The 20,039-nt window shown below is 40.7% G+C and carries 33 protein-coding genes; 4 read left to right on the top strand and 29 right to left on the bottom strand.

What is annotated here, in order from left to right; all coding sequences use genetic code 11:
- Nucleotides 1-21 precede the first annotated feature (21 nt).
- Genes TSYNT_RS01040 through TSYNT_RS01065 form a run of 6 tightly spaced genes read right to left on the bottom strand, consistent with a single transcriptional unit; the run spans nt 22 to nt 5,650 of the window.
- On the bottom strand, nt 22-372 hold the full coding sequence (locus TSYNT_RS01040; RefSeq protein ID WP_059031331.1) for a head decoration protein: 351 nt from the start codon (nt 370-372) through the stop codon (nt 22-24).
- Nucleotides 372-1,493 carry a head maturation protease, ClpP-related gene (locus tag TSYNT_RS01045; protein ID WP_059031332.1) on the bottom strand — a complete coding sequence of 374 codons (1,122 nt, stop codon included), beginning with the start codon at nt 1,491-1,493 and terminating at the stop codon, nt 372-374. The genes TSYNT_RS01040 and TSYNT_RS01045 overlap by 1 nt, the downstream gene beginning before the upstream one ends.
- A complete protein-coding gene (locus TSYNT_RS01050; protein WP_059031333.1) occupies nt 1,465-3,006 on the bottom strand; it encodes a phage portal protein in 1,542 nt (513 codons plus the stop codon). The genes TSYNT_RS01045 and TSYNT_RS01050 overlap by 29 nt, the downstream gene beginning before the upstream one ends.
- A gap of 24 nt (nt 3,007-3,030) precedes the next feature.
- Nucleotides 3,031-3,261, bottom strand: coding sequence for a DUF6148 family protein (locus TSYNT_RS01055; RefSeq protein WP_059031334.1), 231 nt, complete (start codon nt 3,259-3,261; stop codon nt 3,031-3,033).
- A 39-nt stretch (nt 3,262-3,300) separates the two neighbouring features.
- On the bottom strand, nt 3,301-5,112 hold the full coding sequence (locus tag TSYNT_RS01060; protein ID WP_202859700.1) for a phage terminase large subunit family protein: 1,812 nt from the start codon (nt 5,110-5,112) through the stop codon (nt 3,301-3,303).
- A complete protein-coding gene (locus TSYNT_RS01065; RefSeq protein ID WP_059031336.1) occupies nt 5,099-5,650 on the bottom strand; it encodes a hypothetical protein in 552 nt (183 codons plus the stop codon). The genes TSYNT_RS01060 and TSYNT_RS01065 overlap by 14 nt, the downstream gene beginning before the upstream one ends.
- A 173-nt stretch (nt 5,651-5,823) precedes the next feature.
- Here TSYNT_RS01065 and TSYNT_RS01070 point away from each other — a divergent pair, with 173 nt between their 5' ends.
- Nucleotides 5,824-6,294 carry a hypothetical protein gene (locus TSYNT_RS01070; RefSeq protein WP_059031337.1) on the top strand — a complete coding sequence of 157 codons (471 nt, stop codon included), beginning with the start codon at nt 5,824-5,826 and terminating at the stop codon, nt 6,292-6,294.
- On the opposite strand, the gene TSYNT_RS01075 is transcribed toward TSYNT_RS01070, so the two are convergent.
- The 23 genes from TSYNT_RS01075 to TSYNT_RS01180 all read right to left on the bottom strand — a co-directional run bounded on the left by TSYNT_RS01075 (nt 6,291) and on the right by TSYNT_RS01180 (nt 17,147).
- Complete coding sequence (locus tag TSYNT_RS01075; RefSeq protein WP_059031338.1) at nt 6,291-6,500, bottom strand: hypothetical protein; 210 nt, start codon at nt 6,498-6,500, stop codon at nt 6,291-6,293. The two genes, TSYNT_RS01070 and TSYNT_RS01075, sit on opposite strands and share 4 nt — an antisense overlap.
- A 93-nt stretch (nt 6,501-6,593) precedes the next feature.
- Complete coding sequence (locus tag TSYNT_RS01080) at nt 6,594-7,043, bottom strand: RNA polymerase sigma factor (RefSeq protein ID WP_202859701.1); 450 nt, start codon at nt 7,041-7,043, stop codon at nt 6,594-6,596.
- Nucleotides 7,040-7,294 carry a hypothetical protein gene (locus tag TSYNT_RS01085; protein ID WP_059031340.1) on the bottom strand — a complete coding sequence of 85 codons (255 nt, stop codon included), beginning with the start codon at nt 7,292-7,294 and terminating at the stop codon, nt 7,040-7,042. The genes TSYNT_RS01080 and TSYNT_RS01085 overlap by 4 nt, the downstream gene beginning before the upstream one ends.
- Nucleotides 7,295-7,317: 23 nt before the next feature.
- Nucleotides 7,318-7,647: a hypothetical protein gene (locus tag TSYNT_RS01090; protein WP_059031341.1), complete on the bottom strand. Its 330-nt coding sequence runs from the start codon at nt 7,645-7,647 to the stop codon at nt 7,318-7,320.
- A 50-nt stretch (nt 7,648-7,697) separates the two neighbouring features.
- Entirely contained in the window at nt 7,698-8,036 is a 339-nt protein-coding gene (locus TSYNT_RS01095) for a hypothetical protein (protein ID WP_059031342.1), read from the bottom strand.
- 38 nt (nt 8,037-8,074) lie between these two features.
- Nucleotides 8,075-8,236: a hypothetical protein gene (locus TSYNT_RS11810; RefSeq protein ID WP_162780976.1), complete on the bottom strand. Its 162-nt coding sequence runs from the start codon at nt 8,234-8,236 to the stop codon at nt 8,075-8,077.
- A 247-nt stretch (nt 8,237-8,483) separates the two neighbouring features.
- Nucleotides 8,484-8,699 (bottom strand): hypothetical protein, encoded by a 216-nt coding sequence (locus tag TSYNT_RS01100; protein ID WP_059031343.1) that lies wholly within the window; start codon nt 8,697-8,699, stop codon nt 8,484-8,486.
- Between the two features lie 2 nt (nt 8,700-8,701).
- Nucleotides 8,702-8,959, bottom strand: a complete 258-nt coding sequence (locus tag TSYNT_RS01105) for a DUF2508 family protein (RefSeq protein ID WP_059031344.1) — start codon at nt 8,957-8,959, stop codon at nt 8,702-8,704.
- 213 nt (nt 8,960-9,172) lie between these two features.
- Complete coding sequence (locus TSYNT_RS01110; protein WP_059031345.1) at nt 9,173-9,685, bottom strand: Holliday junction resolvase RecU; 513 nt, start codon at nt 9,683-9,685, stop codon at nt 9,173-9,175.
- The gene (locus TSYNT_RS01115) at nt 9,682-9,930 is read right to left on the bottom strand and encodes a hypothetical protein (protein ID WP_059031346.1); all 249 of its coding nucleotides are present in this window, start codon (nt 9,928-9,930) and stop codon (nt 9,682-9,684) included. Before TSYNT_RS01115 ends, TSYNT_RS01110 begins: the two co-directional genes overlap by 4 nt.
- Entirely contained in the window at nt 9,914-10,240 is a 327-nt protein-coding gene (locus TSYNT_RS01120) for a hypothetical protein (protein WP_059031347.1), read from the bottom strand. Before TSYNT_RS01120 ends, TSYNT_RS01115 begins: the two co-directional genes overlap by 17 nt.
- A complete protein-coding gene (locus TSYNT_RS01125; protein ID WP_059031348.1) occupies nt 10,237-10,899 on the bottom strand; it encodes an ATP-binding protein in 663 nt (220 codons plus the stop codon). Before TSYNT_RS01125 ends, TSYNT_RS01120 begins: the two co-directional genes overlap by 4 nt.
- A 5-nt stretch (nt 10,900-10,904) precedes the next feature.
- Nucleotides 10,905-11,717 (bottom strand): DnaD domain protein, encoded by an 813-nt coding sequence (locus tag TSYNT_RS01130; RefSeq protein ID WP_059031349.1) that lies wholly within the window; start codon nt 11,715-11,717, stop codon nt 10,905-10,907.
- A 3-nt stretch (nt 11,718-11,720) separates the two neighbouring features.
- Nucleotides 11,721-12,014 (bottom strand): hypothetical protein, encoded by a 294-nt coding sequence (locus TSYNT_RS01135; protein ID WP_059031350.1) that lies wholly within the window; start codon nt 12,012-12,014, stop codon nt 11,721-11,723.
- Nucleotides 12,011-12,928 (bottom strand): DUF5131 family protein, encoded by a 918-nt coding sequence (locus tag TSYNT_RS01140; protein ID WP_059031351.1) that lies wholly within the window; start codon nt 12,926-12,928, stop codon nt 12,011-12,013. The genes TSYNT_RS01135 and TSYNT_RS01140 overlap by 4 nt, the downstream gene beginning before the upstream one ends.
- A gap of 67 nt (nt 12,929-12,995) precedes the next feature.
- Nucleotides 12,996-13,607 carry an HNH endonuclease signature motif containing protein gene (locus TSYNT_RS01145; RefSeq protein ID WP_059031352.1) on the bottom strand — a complete coding sequence of 204 codons (612 nt, stop codon included), beginning with the start codon at nt 13,605-13,607 and terminating at the stop codon, nt 12,996-12,998.
- A 3-nt stretch (nt 13,608-13,610) separates the two neighbouring features.
- Nucleotides 13,611-13,868 (bottom strand): hypothetical protein, encoded by a 258-nt coding sequence (locus TSYNT_RS01150; protein WP_059031679.1) that lies wholly within the window; start codon nt 13,866-13,868, stop codon nt 13,611-13,613.
- A 233-nt stretch (nt 13,869-14,101) separates the two neighbouring features.
- A complete protein-coding gene (locus tag TSYNT_RS01155; RefSeq protein ID WP_059031353.1) occupies nt 14,102-15,016 on the bottom strand; it encodes a hypothetical protein in 915 nt (304 codons plus the stop codon).
- Between the two features lie 3 nt (nt 15,017-15,019).
- A complete protein-coding gene (locus TSYNT_RS01160) occupies nt 15,020-15,574 on the bottom strand; it encodes a host-nuclease inhibitor Gam family protein (RefSeq protein ID WP_059031354.1) in 555 nt (184 codons plus the stop codon).
- A gap of 32 nt (nt 15,575-15,606) precedes the next feature.
- Nucleotides 15,607-15,885: a hypothetical protein gene (locus tag TSYNT_RS01165; protein ID WP_059031355.1), complete on the bottom strand. Its 279-nt coding sequence runs from the start codon at nt 15,883-15,885 to the stop codon at nt 15,607-15,609.
- On the bottom strand, nt 15,882-16,700 hold the full coding sequence (locus tag TSYNT_RS01170; protein WP_059031356.1) for a phage antirepressor KilAC domain-containing protein: 819 nt from the start codon (nt 16,698-16,700) through the stop codon (nt 15,882-15,884). Before TSYNT_RS01170 ends, TSYNT_RS01165 begins: the two co-directional genes overlap by 4 nt.
- The gene (locus TSYNT_RS01175) at nt 16,697-16,909 is read right to left on the bottom strand and encodes a helix-turn-helix domain-containing protein (protein ID WP_238142613.1); all 213 of its coding nucleotides are present in this window, start codon (nt 16,907-16,909) and stop codon (nt 16,697-16,699) included. The genes TSYNT_RS01170 and TSYNT_RS01175 overlap by 4 nt, the downstream gene beginning before the upstream one ends.
- Nucleotides 16,910-16,931: 22 nt before the next feature.
- Nucleotides 16,932-17,147: a helix-turn-helix domain-containing protein gene (locus TSYNT_RS01180; RefSeq protein WP_059031357.1), complete on the bottom strand. Its 216-nt coding sequence runs from the start codon at nt 17,145-17,147 to the stop codon at nt 16,932-16,934.
- 215 nt (nt 17,148-17,362) lie between these two features.
- Between TSYNT_RS01180 and TSYNT_RS01185 the strand changes: the two genes are divergently transcribed.
- From TSYNT_RS01185 to TSYNT_RS01195, 3 genes are all read left to right on the top strand, one after another.
- Complete coding sequence (locus TSYNT_RS01185) at nt 17,363-17,716, top strand: helix-turn-helix domain-containing protein (RefSeq protein WP_059031358.1); 354 nt, start codon at nt 17,363-17,365, stop codon at nt 17,714-17,716.
- 163 nt (nt 17,717-17,879) lie between these two features.
- Nucleotides 17,880-18,734 (top strand): ImmA/IrrE family metallo-endopeptidase, encoded by an 855-nt coding sequence (locus TSYNT_RS01190; protein ID WP_162780977.1) that lies wholly within the window; start codon nt 17,880-17,882, stop codon nt 18,732-18,734.
- A 29-nt stretch (nt 18,735-18,763) separates the two neighbouring features.
- Nucleotides 18,764-19,915 (top strand): site-specific integrase, encoded by a 1,152-nt coding sequence (locus TSYNT_RS01195; protein ID WP_059031360.1) that lies wholly within the window; start codon nt 18,764-18,766, stop codon nt 19,913-19,915.
- Nucleotides 19,916-20,039 lie beyond the last annotated feature (124 nt).

Genomic DNA, 20,039 nt, shown 5'->3' on the forward strand with positions numbered 1-20,039 from the left:
TATCTATTCCCCCTTCTATGCTCATACTGTGGGCTTTAAAAAGATGCCCAGTTTTCTTAAAGCTACTTTGTAATCAGATACGGTTTTGCCTTCTGGTGCCACAATTTTGTTTTCGTTAAACTCACCAGTCATGTAAAGCACTATCTTTTTGGTTTCTTCAGCTTTTGTTGTTACGGCTTCTGCCGCTATTGCATAAGCTTTATTGACATCTATTTCTTCTCCAGCAGGAGCTACTACAAAACCATTTGCATCAAGCTCAACTATTGCAAACTGCTGAATCTCCTGTTTCTCAGCTACAGTTCCTGTTTCTGTTACCACCGGCATTACATTGCCGGCAAAGATGTTTTCATATACAAAAGTTTCCTGGATCATTATTTATTCATCCTCCCTCTTTTGGTATTTGCTCCTTCAACCACCTTGTTGACGATCTTCTCCTCCTCGTCTTCACTTTCAATTGGTGCTGCAACTCCATCTACATTGTTAACTTTTGAGCTTTCCACATCCTGTTTCCTTTGCTCTAGAAAATCTTTTCCCCTTTGTTTTTCAGCCTTAATTAGCTCTACTGCGAGCTTTTCAGCCGTAATTCCTGTTTCATATTTTGCTTTATTGACGATATCGTCATAACCAGGGATAGATAGCTCATCAATGGCCTTCATTCTTTCTCTTTCAGCCATTACGCCCAGGTTAAAGACTTCGTCATAAATCTCCGGATATTTTTCCTTCAGTTCCTTTAAATCCATTATCTTTTCCTCCTTTTCATATGCTAGGCCCGGCACATTTACCGAAGCCGCCACAGTTAAATTTGGTTTATTGATAAATTGCGGAACATTTTTGTATCGTGATAAATCATGCTCAATGCCATTGATAACTATTATTTTTCCATTTTGAACTGTTTCCACTGGCTCATCGTTTTCAATTTCATCTGCGAATCCCAGCTCGATGGCATCATTTGCCGTCATCCACGTTTCGGCATCCATCATTTTCTTTATTTCATCCTCGGTTTTGGTGGTTTTTGTTTTATACACTGCTATGATTGTATCCCTGACCTTGGCCAGCATTTCTGCGGTTTTCCGCATTTCATTTTCATCGCCCCAAGCTAGTGTCACAGGATTGTGAATCATCATCATTGAGCCGATAGGCATGATAATTTTATCACCGGCCATGGCTACTACAGATGCAGCTGAAGCCGCCAAGCCGTCAATATATACATGTTTTATAGCAGGATGACGTTTTAGCATCGAATACATGGCCTGGGCCTCGAAAATATCTCCGCCGCCGCTGTTAATGCGAACATTTAATAGGTCAACATCTCCAAGGGCTTTGAGTTCTTGATCAAGCTCTTTTGAAGTTATATCTTCGTCTTCATCCCACCATTTATAGGCCACAATATAGCCATATATCAATATTTCAGCTTCAACGAGGCCAGTTTCATTTTTTACCGCTGGTTTGATGTTCCAAAATTTCCTAAACGTCTGTTTTACTGTTTTGCTCATCTTTCACCAACCCCCCTTCCCTGCGCAATTTTTCTTCCCTGACTCTTTGTCTGTGGTTTTTATAGAAATCTCCTCCAGTAAGTTCAACGGTTTCTTTCGCTCTTGTGCTAAATCCTTCACTTACACGCTGAGCTGCTGCTTTTACTTCCTTCAATGGATCTATCTGACCCTGAGATGGGCCATTCCATTCGGCTTCACTGTATGCTTTTCTAATAATTGGATCGGAAAAGAATCCCGGCGCCGGCACTCTCCCTTTCGCCACTGCTTCAGCTAGCCATTCTTCGTATATTGGTTGGCAAAAATCTGATGCAAGCCAGGATCTTCTCATCCTGAACATCTTCCAAGCTTCCAGTAAAGCAGCCCTGCTTGCCGAATATGATGCAGTAAATTGTTTTACAAGTAGCTCATATGGGATTTCAAGTGCTGCCCCAATTTGTCTGCAAACGGCCACCACAAATCCATCGAATGCTGAGTTTGGCCTTCCGGGGTTGGCTTCCTTTATGGTTTCACCCTCTCCAAGAGCTATTATGGCCCCGTTTCCGAGTTCATAGGTGTTTTCATCTTCAATATCTACTTGATATTCTTCTGGAACTGACTCTCCAAGAGGAATTTCTGTAGTAGGGCTTTTTGTTTCGATGAAAACTGTATACATCCCGCTTACTACCGCTGCCATTAATTCGGCCTCAGTATATCGACTCAGCTGTTTTAAGCTTTCAATAACCGGGGCAAGTATTGGTACACCTCTTCGCTGTTCGGGTCTTTCAGCCTCCATTAGATGTAGTATGTTTGGCCGACCAGTGACTCTACCAAAAGCCTCAACTCTGACCCATTCATTTTGACCTATATCTGCAGATAAAGGGTGTTTTTGTGCAATGTAATAGGCCACCACTTCGCCGTTTTTGCCTATTTCAACACCGCCACTTATATCCTTATCTGGCGGTTTAGGCTGTGGATCGCAAACTCTATCAGCTTCTATAAGTTGTATCCGCAAGTCGTATGGCATCCCTGGCCTCGGTATGACTGGTAGCAGTGCAAAACAATCTCCTGACATCAATTGTGATAAAAAAGCCAATTGCTGCAGCTCATAAAAGTTATTCATGCGCTGAGCATCGCAAGAAACACTGCTGGCCCAGAGAGAAAATTCTCTTTCCACGAGCTCCTCCCAGGCTTCAGCCTCCTCATCGCTCATGCCTAAAAAATCAGCATCAATCTGTGCTTTTAGCTGCAAGCCTGCGCCTACAACATTGGTTCTCATTGTTTTTAAAGCGCCGGTAGCCAGTGGCGCTCCCATGTAAAGATCCCTTGAGCGCTCTCTAAGGATTGGGAGGTTTTTGTCGATATCTTCCTTGGGTGATCCTCCTTTGCTTATCCAGCCAACCAGACTTTTTTTGGTCCTACTCGCTCCATGATGGCCATATCCGCTATTGAGTATATCGAGCTGTTTTCTTGCTACTGCCCGTTTTAGTGCTCTTTCCGGTGAAAATACCGCAATTGCTCTATCCAGTATATTCATGTATCCATCTCACCACCTCCTATTTTACAGATCTCGTGGGACCACGCGGAAAACTCTACGAGGCCCGTTTATGCCAGCTGAAAGTCTTTCTACTTCGTTTCTCCAAAATTTTATTTGCTCTCTTACTTCGCTCAAATCAGCTCTAGTAATCCTTTTGGTGCCTATTTGATACGATTGACCTGTTGAAATTGCAAGTTCCGCCTGCAGCCATGCTTCTAGATGCTTTTTTGCTGTTTCTAAATCCCATGCCGGCAATTTATCACCTCCAAAGAAAAATAGCACCTTAAATAGGTGCTATAATCCTTTTGATATAACTCTTCTCCTCCTCGGTCTTGGGGGACCGGTCATTTTTTTATGTTGTGTATACATTTTACCTGTTTCTTTCATTTCTTTTAAAGCCTCTAGGTTTGGATTCAGTATCTCTAAAGCAGCTGTTGCATAGTTTCTAACATCAAGAGGTTCATTACTTACTCCTGATTTTTTTATCCACTCAATCTTGGGCCTGCCTTTTCTATACTTTATAATTCTCTTTTCACTTGCCAGGCCCTCAAAATATGTTTCATCGTATCCCTTCTCAGCATTGATTGGGAAATGACAGTATCCTGGCCCCTCAAATTCGATTTTAAGCCTAGTAAGTATCGTATCTTTTCCATTGTCTACGCCGAGAGTAAATAAAGCAGCCCTTTCTCTATTGTTCCTGCTGACTTTTCCCACAAACGGTATACCCATACCACCGCGGCCTTTGACGGCAAATATCCTGCGATGCTCTCTGGGTTTACAAAATTTATACACTTCCGTTGTAAAGTGTCCGCCTGAGTCAATACAAGCACAGGATATATTGATCTTTTCGCCATTTTTAAATGACCATTCTTGGTTTAAATACTGGTCTAGCTGATCCCATATGGCCTGCTGGCCAGGGTCTCCATAAAAAATCTTATATTCTATGCCCCAAGATTCTTTGCCTATTCCCCATCCTACTACTTCTACTTCAAGCCTATCATCCTGGACGTCTACACCTGCAGTGAGCACCAATACATCATCAGGAACCTCAGCGTCATAGCGCTCTCTTCGCTTCATCAATGTTTTTACTTCCAGGTCCCCTGCATGGTCTTCCCAGGTTTCCCCAAGCGCGGTGTTTACCCAAACCTTTAGCACTTCAGGGCCTTTTTCTTTGGCCTCTTTGAAGTCTTCTATGATTTCCTCCCATCGTTTCCACGGTGAAGCCAGCTCACATAAGTGAAAACCTCTTTTGTTGGGATGCTTTTTCCTAGCTATCCACTTCCCATTTTGGCTCTTCCATTCAAATTCGGTATGTCTTTCTTTGCATTTCTCACATTCCATTGTTGCGTCTTCAAACCTGATTTGTGCCCATCTTAGGGGTTGATAATGGCCACAGCTTGGGCATGGCAGGCACCATTGTTCCATGGTTGAATCCTCATATTCTGCCTCGATCCTGGATGCATCTTTGATAGTAGGTGTTGAAACATATACTTTCTTTTTATTCCAGAAAGTCGTTGTTCTTTTTGCAGCCAAAGAAAGGGGATCCCCTTCTGTTCCTGCACTAAGCGGAAAACGGTCAACCTCATCAGCTAGTAGTATTCTTACAGGCCTGCTCGAGAGCCCAGCCGGAGAGTTTGCGCCAATAAGTGTAATATGGCCACCGGGGAATTTTTTGTGCAGTAAAGTATTGTCAGAGTCTCGAGATTTAGCATCCTTTATCTTGCCGCGCAATACTGGGGTATCCCTTATCATGGGCGCAAGCCTGTCTTTTGAAAAAGCTTCAGCTATTTCCTTTGTAGGCAGCATGTATATCATTGGAGCCGGATCATAATCAATAAAATAACCGATTGTATTGAGTAATATCTCAGTTTTGCCTACTTGCGCCGATGACATGACCACTACAGTTTCAACTTCTGGATCGTTTATCGCATCCATAATTTCCCTTTGATAAGGTGCTCTGTCTGTTCTCCATTGACCACTTTCTGCGGATGATTCAGGAGAAAGTCGTCTGTATTTATCAGCCCATTGTGAAACCGTTAATTTTGGTGGTGGGGCAAGGATTTTGGCTATTTTTTTAAATAGAGCAACGGTCTTATTCATCGTCATCGTCATCGCTCTCAATATCTTGCAAATACTTCGGACCGTAAAAAAGTTCTGGGTCATAATTAGATAGTTCTTTCAAAGCTTCGTATATCTCATTTTGTAACATGTCTTGTATCGTGGCTACGGTGTTTTGAGCAATTAGCATCGGTGCCAATTTTGCCGGCAATGCCAATAGCTTTGATCTAAAAGCCCCCAACATATCATTCATAACTTTTTCAACATCTGCAGAATGATGTAATTCGCCTTTTAGATGTGCAAGTTCCAGCTCTGCTTTTTCTCGTTTTGCTCTTTCATGAAGGAATTTTTCATAGTCCAGGTTTTCTTTAACTTTGCTACTATCCACTTCCGCTGAAGCAGCCGCTCTTAAAAAAGCTATATATTTTTTAAGTGAATCTTGTAAATCGTATCTGCCATGCCCTATTCTATCAATCACACCCTCCTCGACCAGCTGCCTGACTCGCCTTTCAGTGAGCCCGAAAATATTTGCAAGAACTTTTGTATTCACGACAAGGCCATCTATGCTTTTTAATTTCTTCGACATGATATCACCTACATTTGCGGAAGGAAAAGTCGATAAAAAATTTCTGAAACTAGACAAATTTTGGGGTCGCGAGCACCCGTAACTTGCTTGATTCTTCAGAAGAACCTATTTTCTTTTACATTTCATCCAAAAAATGTTATTATAATAGCAAAAGCACATAAGGGGTGATGTCAGTGTATAGGAGTGTGAGGTGTAAGGGTATAGTGATAGCAGCCGTAGTGTTGCTGACAGTGGTCTTGGCTATTGTAGGTTGTAGCTCCAAACCTGATACATCTAGTCCCGAAGCTCTACTAGAGTCTATATTCACATCTCCGAGAGATGATAAAAGTAGCGGCATGACAAATTATCAAATCAATGGCTCCGAGGCCACAATCGAATATAATTATTTTCCAGTCGGGATATCTCCTTTTGACGAAGAACTAGGAGTGCATTTATCTTCAAAAATCAAAGATTTATTTGAGCAAGATTATTTTGATAAAATTACTATAATTGCCAAAGGCCCATTTGATGACGGATATGGTAATTATAATTGGGTGCCTCTGATATCCTTCGAATTCACCAGGGAAATTTACGACAAAATAAATTGGGATAACTTCATATCGCAAAACTTAGTGAAGATATCCCAAAATGTTAAATTTTATTAATGCCCATCAAGGGCTTTTTTATTTTTCGCCCTGGCCCCAGCTATAAGGCCTTCTATGAATGGATAAAAAAGATACGGCGCCCAAAAGACAATAAAAAGGCCGGCTACCGCAACACGCTTCCATATCGGATCTTTTTTAGCTCTATTTATAATTCTTAAGCCAAAAAGAAGGCCAATTAATAAATAGGCGATAATAATGTATCTCATTAAACCACCCTCACATGTCTTTTTATATAAAAAGCACCGGGGGATACCCGGTGCTGATTTTACACATTTTCACTTACTATCATAATACCATGTCTATTTCGGATTTTTCGGATTGTGGTCAAATATTCCTTCTAAGTATTTATCATGAATAACTTTTCTGGGATAGCTCTCATCATGTTTTCCTATTTTCCTTGCTATTTGCAGCCAAGAAAGGCCATCTATGTATCTGTATTGAAATACTCTCCGGGTTCGGCTATCTGGAATTGTATCTATGAATTCCTCTATCTGCAGTTTTAGCTCCTCGCATGTATCTTTTCTTTTAGTCAGTAGTTTTTTCAGTCGTTTTAACCTTTTTTGCTTTTTCACATTAACCCCCTGAATATGGAATTGACGTTGGGTATAAGGGAATTCACTATGGGAGCCCCTAACACTATCATGTTCAATTCTATCGACTTGTGCTTCGAGTTTTTTAATACGTTTTTCAAGGTCTCGGATCTCGGCTTGCAGATCCGTATATTGCTGTAAAAGTTCTTTGTAGTTCAAAGCGCATCCTCCCCTTCCCATGGCAACAATCCCCCGCGGCCGCCTTTTGGCCGTTCAGTCATGACCGCTGCATACAGCTTGTCCTTGCCCGAAATATCTGCTGCGGCTGTAACCAGTTCCGTAACATCTTTGACGTATAGCCGATATTCCCAATACAGCCTTCTGAAGATATTTGGCTGCAATTGCCGGATATATTCCCCGATTGTGATAAAATCCGCGGTTGTTCTCCGCTGCATATGTATATATTTCATACCTCTTCCTCCTCGGTGTGGCCTTAAAGTTCAATTGTAATTCTGGCTTTGCCGGCCCTTCGAATCACCTTCATTTTCTGGTCATCCTGTAAGGGCTCCATGATCGTGTCCATTGTTTTAAATATAAACGTCAAGGCGCTTTTGGCCCATTTTATCTGGTCTGTTGGCCGGTCTAGCTCTTGCCAGCGCAGGATCATCTCCTGCCACTCGGCAACAAATGCCGCGATTATTATTATTTCTTTTTGCTCCTGTTGATTTAAGTATGTTTTTTCCGGCTTAGATTTCTTTATTTTTGGTTTGCGTTTTGGCTTGTTCAATTCTTTGTGTTTTATAAGTTCAGCAACGGATATCAATTCAGAGCCTCCTCTTTACTATAGGTCCTGTCCTTTTCATGGAATGTTCATTAATCTTTATCTTTAACCCATTTGATATAATTGTCCCTAATTACCTGCTCAGTCTTTTTTGATATAGCTTGGGCTAATCCGTCCATTACTTCTTCTACTGCATTTATTGCTTTTTCTTTCAATCTTCTTTGCACATCTGGCTTTTGCATATACTCTTTGGCAAACTTTATAGCTTCATCTTCAATTGTTTTTTCTAATTGATACCCGATTCGGAAATCTCTTAAAATATTCTCGACTGCATTGGTTAAAATTGCTTCTTTGTTATCTGCACTCAGATTGTTTATAATTTTTGAGGCCGTTTCGGCAATCATGGCCTTTAATAAAGTATCATTATCCATTTATCTCCCTCCATTTTTTTATATAAATTGCTGGTTGTCTATTTTACTTCAGTCTTTACCGCTTGTATCTCGGATTTTAAACCCCACCCTATATATGCCAGTTGCACTTTTTCACCTTCTATTTTTAAAACTTTGCCCCACCTGCACCATATATTGTCAGGATTGTCAAAGGTCGCAATATCACCTATTTTTATTTCCATTCTGATTTCACTCCTTCACATAAATATGAACCATTTACCCCTCCGTAATCATTTTTATTTGTCACGCACTCGCCTCCAATTCCCCCAGGGAGCAACTATGAACTGCCCATCATCCATCTTCACCAATAGGTTCCTTGGCCCCGGCCCCTTGCCTTTTACAAGGCAAGTGCCAGTTTTCCCGTATAGTAGATGGTTATGATCCTTGTTGACATATTTTAGCTTAATTGACATTTATACCGCCTACCATTCACCCGAAGAACGGGTCTGCCACTTTTCTTACCTCTGGTTCTCCTCCCGGGTCGCAGCTTATGACAATAAAGTGTTTGATTCTTGGCTGAATTCTTGGGATTTTGTTCCCGTTGTTTCTGCTGCAATCATGGCCCCATAGAGGATCGCACCTATTCAAATATGGGCACTTTATTTCAAGGCAAAATTGTGCCCTTTCATCCTCGAGCTTGGCCATTTTTATCCACCTCCACAAGTGGTCGCTTTTTTAAAGGCCTCTCTTAGTTTCCGCAAGTAGAAGTTGTATCTTTCTTCCCAACTCTTCTGCTCGTAGATTGCAGCATCTATGAGCTCTTTGTCTGTAGTATGGTCAAGCTTTATTTCAGCCTGGAACAGCTGCTCTCTGGCATGTTCCAGAGCTTCCTGAAGTTCAAGAATGTTCATTTCTGCACTTCTATTATGATGTCGCCTATGGCCACAAATTTTTTGTTCAAGCACTCTCGATAACCCCTTTCAGTTTGTATCAAATAGAAATGTTCATACTCTTTTATCACCTTCCCCCTTTTTATAAAGGCCAGGTCTGCTATTTCCTTTTACTTATGTGTTCCCGGCTTCATTGGTCCTCCTTTGACGCTTGCATCAAAGCAGCTATTATAATTCCGAAAAATACCCCCGCGTAAAAACTTCCGATGGTTATTAGCCAGTTCATTCTTACACCCCACATAAGTAATCCAATACAATCCCGTTTCTAGGCTCCACTAATGTCGCACTTCTTTCAAATTCCAACATTGGAATCGATGCAAAGCCAGGCCTACCTCGGTTCTTTTGCCATGTTTCCCAGTAATCCTTAATTGTTTTATAATTTAGCCGATATATTTTATCTAATTTTACAAAGCTGATAATCAGAAAGGCTTGTCCTCCATTTTTGGTCCATTGCTCCATGAAATCAATCTGATGATCTTGGATGTTTTTGAGCGGAAATTTGTCTATTTCCCGGGTTTCTTTCGCATCAAAGGCTATAGGTATTCCTTTGTATACACCAATGTAATCCAATGCGGATTTTTCTTCGAAGAATCCCTCTATTCTGCTCCCTTTTATCTTTAGTGGCTTTATAGGCGTGGGAAATTTTTTCACGAATGCTATCCCTTTGGCCCTGTATTGATTGTTGGCCCAATTAATCCATTCTTCCAACACTCTGCCTCTATTTGCTTGGCCAATTCTCAATTTCCCAAAACCCCCATTCTCCTTCTCCTGATCCTCCCTTGACGAGCCAGGTGCATTATCAGCACTGCGACTTCATCCGGATCCCGTTTCATATGTTTTGCTATGTCCGCAATATGCCAGCCGAAACTCCAAAGCTTTTTAACTTTATTGACTTCAACAGGGAACCATGAGAAGTCTAAATCATCAAGCGCAACGATAAGTTCTTCCTGTGGCCGGAGCTTGTAACGGTCATAATGTTTTGTCATCTTGCGGCACCTCCAGGCCCAGCTGTTTCGTTGCCTCGAGAAAACCTTTTTTGTTTTTGTTTTGCTTTATCCAGTTTCGAAGGTTTTCGGCTGCTATGCTTTCGTGATCTAGTTCTGCTGCTATTGAAGGTATGTAGTATGGGCTTTTTTTCTTCTCACACCGGGTTCCATCGTAGGAGTATTGCTCGCCGGCCTGGCAAACACAATGGGCAATGTATTCGCCCTCAAGCTCTCTAACTTTTTTTCGGTAGAGGATAAAACCCTCATCCATGCAAATAAAGCATTTTGGCATTGATATCTTTTCTTTCATGATTTCAGTCTCCAATCTTCACCGCAAGTTCTAACCGGCTCGCACATCTCGGTTAGCCTGGATACTATAGACTGGCCACGTTCCCCGAGTTTTTCCGCAAGCGTTACGCTTGTGAAATTCGTTGTAACCACAATTGGCCTTTCATCGTTGTATAGCCTATTTATGATCTGATATAGGAGAGTGTTTGTATTTTCTGAAGCCCTCTCTTTTCCAAGGTCGTCAATTACTAATAGATCCACTTCCGTGGTAAGTATATCAACTATCTCCCACTCTTCCAGTTCGGTCTTCTGGCCATATGTAGATTTAATCAGTGATATGATGTCTGTGATGTTTCTGCAAATGACAGTGTAAAGTCTGCCGATTAGGTCGTTTGTAACGGCGCTGGCCAGGTGTGTTTTCCCGGTGCCCACTGGCCCTGTGATAAGTAGGCCGCGCTTGGTGTTAGGAAAGTTTGCACAAAACTCCTTTGCCTGATAAAAGGCCGCTCTGTTTGCATCGGTAATCTGGAAATTCTCAAAAGTTTTTTTCTGAAATCTTTTGCCGAGTCCGCTTTTTTGGAGCAATTCTGAAATCCTGTCTTGTTTTTTTCTCATCATGAGTTTTTTTAATTCTTCCTCATTTTTCCTAATACTTTCGCGAATGAAGTCATCTATATTCAAAAACCTCACCACCTATATTTAGATTTGGCTGCCTCCTCATAATCAATCTTTCTCGAGTTCTCGTCATTACTTAATCTCATTCCGCCGGATGTTTTCCAATTCTGCAGTATTCCCTCGATATATTTCTTATTTCGCTTACCTCGTTTCTCTGCTTCAAGCATTGCATTTTTGCACCATTGGAAACCATAGTCTCTTAAAATGTCTTGCAACCATTCCGAAGTCAAAGAATTGATTGGGCCTATTACTTGTTGATAGAGATTTACGAGCTCGATAAATTCATTTTCAGAATATGAACTACTACTACCACCATTACTACCCCTATCAAGCCCCTTAGAAAGGGCTTCTATTTCTTCTTGTTCTTGTTCTTCTTCTTGTTCTTGTTCTTCTTCTTGTTCTTTTTCTTCCCCCAAGTCTATGGATAGTCTATCGATAGGGTATCCATATTGTATGCATAGATCATAAAATACCTTGAGAAAAGCCTTATTCTTCACGTTTTTGAGCTCTTTTTCAACACATGACATAACCTTTGGAGATTTTATGGAATTATACTTGAGCCAATTGAGCAAAAATACCTCATTTGTATCCTTTGAATATAATATTTTTCCCCTATCAATAAACCTTTGAAGTAGTATATATACTGTATCTATAGGGTATCCAAGCTCTATTGACATCAGTTTTGGTGAAATTTCATATACACCACACTGCGTGGTATGTGGGTTCGTCATGAGGTATAAGTAAAAATATTTTTCCTCCGGCTCATATTCAATCATCTCTGGGTCCTGCCAGAAAGTCGTGTGAACCTGCCTGAAAACCGCCATTTTTCACTTCCTCTCCTGCATCAGGTCAATGATATTTATCTGGCCTGTTGGATATCTCATTGGGCATTTCTCCGGCATCGATATCACAAAATCTTCATCCGGTTTTGGGATTGGCGGCTCCATGTATATTTCTGTCTTAAGATAATCGCAAAATATAAATGATCTTTCGCTCCATCCACCACCTTCTTGCCATCCTCCCATGTGCTTACAGCAACTTCCGTACGGGCCCGCATTGCAGCAATGGATGTTTTTTAGACCATTTATATAATTTTGACTTAAGACTCTGATGAAACTCATGAGCCCCACCCTTCCCAGCGATAGATGGGAAACTGGTCCAATATTCTACCATCTAATTCCGGCATCTTGACTATTCTTTTATTTACTTCCATTTGTTTTAAAAAAAACGGAACGCCGAAGTAAATACACTGATTTCTCAAGCTTCTTATCCATTCGATTTTAGCAGGCCTTCGATTTGGCCCTGATTCAGAGCCACAGATAACCCAATCTAACTTTGGCCCCACGTGTCCTACGCCATGTCCATGCCAATCATACGTAAAATCATCCTCGGTAAGCGCATTAATTCTGCGCTCCGTTGGTGGTGCACATGGCTGTGATGAGCCAGGGCCAGTTATAGGGATTACAATTTCGGTCAGATCTACCGGCCCAAGCATCGGTTCCACGCTCACAAACCGCTTGGCTGCTGGTAGCTGCAGTAGTATCGGTATACGTTCTTCGGCTCGCTGCTGATTTTCGGCAGTGACACCAAGCCAGACATTTTTATGGGTATACCAGCCAAGCCTTGCTAAAAAGTCTTTCATACGCTGCGGTCTTTTTGTCAGAACCAAGAACGTATGATGACTCGCGTTGTTCATAACTTCCCATGCCCTAGCAATAAACTCAAACGGAACATCCTCATGAAACAGGTCATTCCAAATAGCATAAACTGTCGGTTTCTTTTTCTTGAGCGGCTTATCTAAAAAATCACGATTCAATCTGATTCGACCATTAAATCGTGTGGATAGTCTGCCGGCCTCAGTCAATCCTTTGTTTCTGGCTTTTATCTTTTCATTGGGATGTTCTGCCCTCATATGTGTTTCCCTGGCACTCCAGCAATTTTGGCAGCCTTCTGATATTGGAGTGCATCCACTTACTAGGCTCCAGGCTTCATCCCAATACAAGCCTTTTTCAACTCTGCTTTTACATACATTCATTAACAACACCTCTAGACCATGTATTTCGGCGGCATATGCTTTTCACCAAATACCCTCCTTGGCCATCTCACCGTTTCTTGTTTTTCCTTTTTAGCTCTCCGATCTTGTTGTAAATGTCAGCTATTATTACACCTGTTTTGGTTAGCTCTGCATCATTTTGAATCAGGCCTTTTTGGTTCATCCTGGCCAGCTGTGACCGTGACACCAAAATCAGATTTTCCGGGTCAAAATTCCGCTTGTTGCCGTCACCGAATATGACGGCATGGCCCGGGGGAACCGGCCGGCCATGGTGTTTTTCCCATATAAAACGATGTTTATATGCCCATTTGTTCGGGTCAGCTATCTTTACTTTTAAGTAACCATCACGGTCCACAGTTTCGCTGCCAACCGGCACCCAGTTTTTGGGTAGGTTGCCTTTTTTAAATTGTGTCTGCTCGGATCCAGGCGCTTGCCAACCCTTCAGGCCCTTATTCCAAGGAATGTTATCCTTGGGAAAACATCCTGTCCTGCCGCTTTTGATTTTGTATCTTTTGCCTGTTGCTGCTAAAGCTTTTACGCTCAAATTAGTGCCAAAAGTTTTGTTGAAAAGCTTTGTCAACTCTTTCCATGTCATTATTTTGATGTTTTTGCGGATGAAATCGAGTTGCTCGGGTGTGTATTTGTGAATTTTCCTGGCCATCGATTACTCTCCTAGCAGCTCAGCCCGGAGCATAGGAGGAATTTGTTTCTTGTCTTTCTTGCCTTCTAAACCGTATTCATGCATAAATGTTTTGGCCCGTAAAACCAATGAACCGTTTGCAATGATCTGGCTTGCAATGTCAGATATAGCTTTTGCTCTGTTTATTTCCTCCTGAAGAGCTTCCCCCTTAATTTCTTCATCACCTAATCGCTCTAACTGGGCAAATAAGTGATTATTTAAATCGGTAAGCGTGTTTCTCACACCCATTTATCAAGTCTCCTTTCTTTTTCCTCTAAATTGGCCCGCCTCCAGGGCCCCCGAAGGCCCCCGATGGCAGTCTCCATTTCTCAACAAGGATATCCTCCGGTTCTATTTGCCTATCCAGAGCTATCCTCACCCACTTTTTTGCGTCCATTCAGCTGGGCCATATTGTTTTCTGCCCATTGCTATACCTCCTGGGTTAGCCTAATCCCGCTATTCCTCCCTTTCGTTGGCTATTGTTCCACTGTTGACTTTTTGTTTCTCTGCCTGACCTCAGTTTGACAGTCCATACAAAGTTGTTTCTTGAAAAATTTTTCGCTGTATTCCTTTTCAGATTTGGAAATCATTTTGCCGCAATCTGAACATGTTAGGATTGCTGGCTCCGACTCTGGTTCCACATCTTCAGGGTCTCCGTCAACTTCGAAAGCCTCTGAAATACTGGGTTCTCCTGTATCTCCTTCTTTGCTCTGTTCTGGCTCCTGATGTGCTCCCGAATTCTCTGTATCTCCTCCGCCATCTTCCCGCGGAAAAAACCCTGAATCTTCCTCTTCAAAAGCAGCCACGTCTTCAGCCTCTTCCTCACGGATCATATTCTCGACATCAAGGAAGCCATTTGCCGTTATATATCTTACACACCGGTTGAAAGCCCTTGTCTGAGCCATTACATCTGCATGTGGTTTTATGGTAGACATCTGGATATTGTCCAGGCTTGCTGTGGCTTTTGCCTCGACTTTGAGCCCATCTCCAAAAATGATGATGCATTTTGCCACAGCGGTCCCTTTCGGCGCCGTGAACATTTCGGCCATGTTGTCACGTTCCTTACACATCTGTTCGATTATGGGTGCAGGTAATGTTTTTGCAAGTTGCAGCATTTCCTGCGGAGCCTCATGTGCATAGCTTCCCATGATGGTTAGTATGCTTTTGATGCCTTTACGTTTATTTGCGACCTCTTGGAGCTTGAGCTTCAGGCCACCCGTGTCAACATATGGCTTACCGCCCATGTTGACGAGAAAGGGAGCCATGCCTTTGAGATCGAGCTTGCCTTTCAGGTTCGTGATTTCTTTCAGGGCCTTTATGGCCTCTGGGTCCTTATTTATCGGCACTTGATTAGCTTGGTTCACCGGAACTTGTGATTTTTGATTTGCCATATATTACACCTCCACCTTGAATTCTGGAGCTTGCTCTATTACTGTAATACCATCGATAACTTCCCCTGTAGTTTTTGATACAACTTTGTCTCCAACGATTTCAGTATCTTTTTTGAAAGTAGCCCAGTCTGGAGACTTCTGAATCTTCACCAGTTCTGTCATACCATTTTGCTCAAGCCATTTGACCAGCTTTTCATCATCCCTAACTATCTTCGGTTGTCTGTATTTTTTTACTAGCCTACCGCTTGGGAGCTTGTACGTTTCTTGAGTCTTGCTTTTCCTTTTCGGAACCGTTTCAAAATATTGTGCAAGTTTAAAACTGAAGAATTCAACCTCTTTTACTATGCGCTCTTTTTCTTTTTCAAGAACTGCCTGTAGTTGAGCTATTTTGTCATTTACCACCATTTCGAAACGTCTGTATTCAGCTTGGGCCTCCCTAATTTTATCCAGAGCCCAATCAGCCTGGCTGTCATTTTGAATTTTCCAACTTTCCCTTTGCTGTTCATCCTCCATGTCTACGCCAAGATTTTGCATAGCCAAATTTTCAATTATGTTCATAATGGCCTCCTTGCAACCCTCATTCTGTTATGTTAGAATGAAGGTGGATTGTATTTTTGTGCCTTCTCAAGCTCCTGCTGGAGTGCCTTGAGAAGGTTTTTTGTTTTGCCGTTATATACAAATATTGCTTTGTGTGCCTCTGTTTTTTCTCGAAAACATTCTGCCTGATATTCAAAAAGGAGTTCCTGCAGTTTTTGCCGCAGCTCGTCCCTTTTTTGAATATGCTTACGTGCTTCAGCTATCTTTTGGTTTAGAATTTCTATATCACCGGCTACAGCAGCGATTTTCCCTTCCAGCTCTTCCCTCGTCAATTCGCCATCTCCCTCGTTTTGTATTTTTCCTTAAATTTGTTGATAAAGTAAATTTGACCTCTCCCCGTTACTTTTGGGGTTTTGCAAATGCTAATATGACCGTCTGAATGGGTTATTGTGGTTTCCTTCACTTCGAACAACCCCAGCTCCATGCTGTATTGTGTAGGCATGTTGTAGTCGGTTCCCCTACGTTTAATTAAATATCCATTTTGTCGTAGCCACTCAAAGAGTCGGTTTTGACCTATGTCGATGCCATTTTGCCGGAGAAGCTTTGCCAGCTCACCAACGAGGATCGAGGTTTTTGATGCAGTCACGGCCTCAGCAAATACCACCTTCGGCCTGTCTAATTCAATCTTTTTCTCTGCCTCTATTCTGGCCTGACGTTCCTCTTTTAGTTGCGTTGCAAGTTTTATTATGAAATCTGGATCGCTGAGGGTTCTTTCGATGACTTCTGGTGTCATATAGGCTCCGTGTTTGCGAATGCTCTCAACAATGTCCCATACCCAATCCATAAAAGCATCTGCTTTAGGTTGGCGACTATATCTGCAAATCTCATATACACCTTTGGCACTATACAACTTTGTATCGTATAGCTTTCCATCAGTAGCCCTCAATTTGAGGGTAACTGAAAATTTATCTAGTCTATCTTTGTTGCGTATGTGTAAATTATCTATAGCCTTTTGTGGATTTGAATATTCTAATGCCCGGCCTATTTGCTCTCTTGTCATCCATATCTCTCTATTATCTCTGTCACTATAAAAATCACACTTGACAACTCCAAAGTTAGCTGATTTTACTAATTGCATATCATTCATGAAGTCATCTCCTTCCTGTTTTTAACTAGTTTTAGTTCAGGCTTTTCTTTCTCTACCCAGCAATCATTCAGCCACTTTTCGAAACCCTCTCTTGGTATTCGTATTGATCTACCAATTCTTTTTGCAGGAAAACCGGGCGTATTGACTATTTCGTAAGCCGCGCATCTTCCAATTCTCAGAATTCTTTGCACATCGGCTACAGTTAGCACTGTTGGATACTCGTCAAGCATTTCAAAAACTCACACCCCTTTTATCCGGAAAAAATATTTCCGCTACTGTTTGCTCTAATGCTGCTGATATTTTCTCCATTACTTCCTTGCTGGGATTCTTTTTTGAATCCCTGTCATTCTCCAATTCACTTATGTAACCTGCCGCAACACCTGACTTTTTGGATAATTCCCTAATAGTTAGGCCCTGCTTTAGCCTGTAGAATTTAATATTATTCATAACCTACCCTCCTGGTATAATATTAAGTTCGTTTGCATAGAATATATCATATTCGTTAATATCGAACAAACTTTATATTATACCATATTGGACTAATATATTAAAATACTTTTCGCTATCACCGAATACCTCAAATTTTCTTAAATTTTCGTTGACATTGAATTTTTTTAGTGTATAATGTTCTTTAGTAGAGAACATAGAAAAGGAGGGATACTGTGTTAGGCGACAACATACGAAAAATAAGGAAATCGTTAGGTATAAGCATAAATAAGTTGTCTAAGCTGTCTGGATTATCATTAGGATATCTTAGCGATTTGGAAAATAATAAGAGCTTAAATCCAACTAAAGAGACATTAGATAAAATAGCAAAGGCTTTAGGTGTTCCTACAGAGAAGCTCTTAACAAATGATTCAACCAACGAAATAAGTTATGACGATATAAAAATAACCAACCCCGATATAAGAGCTATTGCTCGTGCAGGAGAAAAACTCACCCCTAAAGAAGCTGAGGATCTCAGGCGTTTAGCAGAAAGGCTGTTTCCAAATGCATTCAAACACACAACTAAATGAGCCTAGATTTGATTGGGTCGCAAGTATAGCTCGCAAATTTATGCTTTCTCAAAATATATGCAAATTGCCTGTAGATCCTTTTAGCATAGCAAGAAAACAGGGGTGGCCTATTGAGAAAGCAAGTATTGTAGCAAAAGATATAGGTGTATCGGTGGAATATTTAATGATGAACATAATCAAAAGTAAAGATGGTGCCGCAATATACTGCGGTATTACTGATGAATATAAAATTGTTTATAATGATGAAATTAGAAGTATAGGCAGGATTAGATGGACTATCATGCATGAAATAGGTCATATTGTTCTAAATCACTTAAAAGACTATACCCAAACAATATTAACTAGAGGTGGCTTATCTGAGGAGAACTATAGAATACTCGAAGAAGAAGCCGATTTTTTTGCCGGACAAATTCTTGCCCCACCAATTATTTTGAGCGGATTAAAAATAAAAAGCTCACAAGATATTGCAAAAGTATGTAAGCTTTCTAAAGAAGCATCTATTTATCGATACAAATACTATAAAAAATGGAAGTCTATGGGGATAGTATCTCCAGAAGAAATATTAATAAGATTAAATTTTGATGATTTTATAAATACTAAGCACTGTTATACTTGTGGTGCTTATTTTGTCAGCAAGGATGCACATTATTGTCCTTTTTGTGGTAATGATAAGTTGATATGGGGAGATGGAGAAATGCAATATAAAAAAGGTGTGCCTTTAGACGAAAATGGAGTTGCTCAAATATGCCCAAGATGTGAAAATCAGGATATAGAACCAGGTGATATATTTTGTAAAATCTGTGGAATGTATTTGATTCAAGAGTGTACTGAGGTTATTGGATATAATGATTGGGGACAGCCTTATGTTGAAAAAGAGAGTTGCGGGTACAAACCTGCCAGCAATGCCAGATTTTGCCCAAGATGTGGAAATCCAACAACATTTTATCAAGAAGGTGTATTGAAAGATTGGAAAGAAGAAAAAGAAGAATTGGAAATGGAAGAGAGTGTACCTTTTTAAGTAATTAAATCATTAAGGAGTGAGTTTTTTTGCGTGGGCATATCAGAAAAAGAGGCAAAAAATGGTGCGCTATAGTAGATGTAGGCAATGATCCAGTAACCGGTAAACGAAAGCAAAAATGGTTAAGCGGCTTCAATACAAAAAAAGAAGCCGAAGCTGCTTTGGCAGAATTTATACAGCAATATAATTCTGGGAGCTATATCGACCATAAAGGTATTACTGTTTCCGATTATTTGGACAAGTGGTTCCATGACTATGTAGAGATTAAACTTGCTCCTAGGACACAAAGTCGATATTTAGGAATAATTAATAATTATTTTATCCCTGAGTTTGGGCATATAAAATTAAGCGATTTAAAGCCATTCCACATTCAGAACCATTATTCAAAGGCAATAGAAAATCTTTCCCATGCTACAGTTCTATATCATCATCGGGTTATACATAAAGCTCTAAAAATGGCCGTTAAATGGCAATATCTTGTGCATAATCCCGCTGATAATGTTGAGCCACCCAGTGCTAAAAGAAAAGATTTTACCATATTATCTATAGAACAAATTGATACACTTTTACAATATTTAAAAGAAAAAAATCATGTTTTATATATACCCATTGTTTTAGCAATAATGACAGGCATGAGGCGTGGAGAAATATGCGGACTCCAATGGCAAGATGTTGACCTAGATTCAGGGCTAATCCAAATCAAACACCAATTACAGAGAATTAATGGTGAGTTAATCCTAAGAGAGACAAAAACGGCCGGCAGTCGCCGACCAATCGCATTGGATGATATCACTATATCACTTTTAAAAGCTCATAGACAAGAGCAAAGAGAAAACAGAATTTTTTTTGGCCCCGCATATCAAATTGAAAATTTTGACTACGTTTGCACCTGGCCAGATGGCAAACTTATTGACCCAGACTATATAACCCATTCTTTCTCCAAGATATTAAAAACATTGAACTTGCCGTCCGTTCGTTTTCATGATTTGAGGCACACCAGTGCAACTATGCTTTTAAAAGCCGGTATAAATCCGAAAGTCGTGAGTGAGCGCCTAGGCCACACAGATATTAGAATTACCCTCAATACTTATTCTCATGTTTTGCCAAATATGCAAAAAGAGGCTGCGCAAAAACTTGCCGAGAATGTCTTTATAAAAACTGCAAACAAATTGCAAACATAAAATTCATAATGAGATAAAATTAAGTATAATGGAAAATAATAACAAAACCTGCGAAGCCTCGATATTCAAGACTTTAATGGACATGGCATAATTATATAACACTGTCTAGATTATACCTAAACAC

Origin of the sequence: Tepidanaerobacter syntrophicus (assembly GCF_001485475.2) — a bacterium.
Classification (GTDB): domain Bacteria; phylum Bacillota; class Thermosediminibacteria; order Thermosediminibacterales; family Tepidanaerobacteraceae; genus Tepidanaerobacter; species Tepidanaerobacter syntrophicus.